This window comes from Armatimonadota bacterium, from assembly GCA_036504095.1.
Lineage (GTDB): Bacteria > Armatimonadota > DTGP01 > JAKQQT01 > JAKQQT01 > DASXUL01.
In genome coordinates this window covers 1-2,260 of sequence record DASXVS010000009.1, presented here as the reverse complement: position 1 = coordinate 2,260, position 2,260 = coordinate 1, and the positions used below count along the sequence as shown (strand labels likewise).

Annotated in this window: 1 protein-coding gene; it reads right to left on the bottom strand. The window is 57.7% G+C overall.

What is annotated here, in order from left to right; all coding sequences use genetic code 11:
- Window positions 1-80: 80 nt before the first annotated feature.
- On the bottom strand, window positions 81-1,664 hold the full coding sequence (ltrA, locus tag VGM51_01550) for a group II intron reverse transcriptase/maturase (protein ID HEY3411721.1): 1,584 nt from the start codon (window positions 1,662-1,664) through the stop codon (window positions 81-83).
- Between the last annotated feature and the right edge of the window lie 596 nt (window positions 1,665-2,260).

Below are 2,260 nucleotides of genomic sequence, written 5' to 3'. Positions count from 1 at the left end.
CGCCACGTCCGGGTAGCCGGGAGACGTTACCGCCTCCCAGCCCCCTAAGAACCGTACAAGACACTTTCGCGTCATACGGCTCAAGCCTCTGTAACGCCCCAAATGGGACGCGGTGACGCTCCTAAGAACCCCGAAGCTAGTTGGTATGCTGCATCCGATTCCTCGCCTGCGTGGCAGGAATGGCGCCTCCGCTGTCGGCAGCGCCAGTATTCTTGCCACGCGAGTTTGTACGGATGCGCCGACGAATGGACCTTGTCGTGCCGTATGATCGGGGTTCGGGCGGCATGACGCAACCAGACCCTTTCAGTTCCGCCCTTTTGGTCTTTGTCGTCTCCAAAGAAGCACCACCGGCGGGTGCCGTGGACAGCGAAATATTTGTCGACTATCCAGCAGCGTCCCTTATTGCGATGCCGTCTTTGGCTCCAACTCGTTAGCCAGCGAAAGATCTGGTTGTCTACATACGAGAACGTCTTCTTGCTGCAAGCGTGCCGATGGTAATTGGCCCAGCCCTTGATCATCGGGTTGAGTTTTCTTACGAGGTCAACGGCGCTCGCTTGCTGGTAAGCTTTGATTACTTGCTTGATCTTTGTCAGAAACGAAGCGATACTCTTCTTTGAAGGCCGAATGATCGTCTTGTTGCCAAAGGAACGAACATTTTGCCCCAGGAAGTCAAAGCCGTCCTTCAGGCGAGTGATCTTGGTTTTCTCTTCCGAGAGCTCCAAGCCTCGTTCCCTTAGGAACTCCACTACCAACGGACGAACCCGTGTTTCCAGAAGCTCTTTGCTGCTGGCAGTGATCACAAAGTCGTCCGCATAGCGAACGAAGTTCACGCTGGCCTTCTTAGCGTTTGTACTGCCTGGACCGAGACGGGGAAAGATTTCCCTGAGGCGGCGTTCCAGGCCGTCGAGCGTCAGATTGGCCAACACCGGCGAGATGATCCCGCCTTGCGGCGTGCCTTCGGTCGTGGCGGCGAAAACGTTCTTGTCCAAGAATCCACAGTGCAGCCACTTGCGCAGAATGGAGCGCTCCATCGGGATATGCTCCAAAAGCCACTCGTGGCTTATGTGGTCGAAACAGCCTTTGATGTCGCCCTCGAATATCCACCTCTCTTGACCACGCCGAAGCAGGTTGAAGCACTGCTCGATAGCGTCGGCGCAAGAGCGGCCTTTGCGGAACCCGTATGAGTTGGGATCGGCAATAGTCTCGGCGATGGGGTCGAGCGCAAGCAGGTAGAGTGCCTGCATTGCCCTGTCGAGCATCGTCGGGATACTTAGCGGACGCATTGACCGGTTCGACTTGGGAATGTAGACGCGACGCAGGGGCAGAGGCCGGTAGCCTCTGGGGTCAAGCTGCGTCACGGCCATTTCTTTACTGCGCCGGTGCGTCCAAACGATCTTGTCCACACCCGGCGTTTTCGCTCCGTCGTTCTCGGTAACTCGCTTGACGGCCAATAGTTTGGCCGAACGCGAGCGTGTCAGCAGCCGCCTCAGATCGTGCATCTTGTCGCGGTTGCCTTCTTCCGTCGCCTTCACGATACGCTCCTGGAGCCGGCGCACGACGTTCTCATGGTAAGCCCAATCAATGGACTCCCAATCAAGTTCGTCGCGGGAAACCCCGTCGGCGTTGTTGCCGTCACCAGATTGTTTCCTGTTGCCTTTAGCCATGATCTCTCGTGATCAGACACCTCCTGGATATGGGCTCACTTTCGTGCCGGAGGATGTTGCACTCCGTATCCGCCCCGTTACAGGGCGGCCTTTGCTTCTCCCAGGACCACTCGCCCGCACCTTGAACGCTGGCCTTGCGGCTGCGCCCCCTCCCGAGGGAGGAACGATACGGGCTACCCATGTTCCACGCTTGTTCCGAAATTGATCGTTTAGCTCCCGCCTCTTCGCCGGTGGCGCTCTTGTCCGCGGATGACGACCGCTCAGCGGCATCTCCCGGCCACATCCCGTTTTGGGTCAAGTCTGTCAGCCTCTTTGACTTGTTGGAAGGTAACGGCGTTTATACAGCGGTTTACATATGTTGAGCATGCGATCAGATCCTAGCTCCCGACCGCCTTAAGGCTGGCAGTCACGATCTCCCCTCGCGGTTCGACCGCCGCTCTAACGAGCGAGGCATACATTGTCCCGAGAGCTTTCGCACCCGGCGGTTACCCGCCACGCACGTCTCGGTAGGATACCGATGGCGGAACATCGAGTTGCATCAGGCCCGAATGAGGGCCAGTGCAACAGAAACAAGCGCGACTTCATGTCGCAAGAGC

Excerpts from the sequence above, each read along its gene's own strand:
- ltrA (HEY3411721.1), bottom strand. The coding sequence starts at position 1,664 with ATGGCTAAAGGCAACAGGAAACAATCTGGTGACGGCAACAACGCCGAC.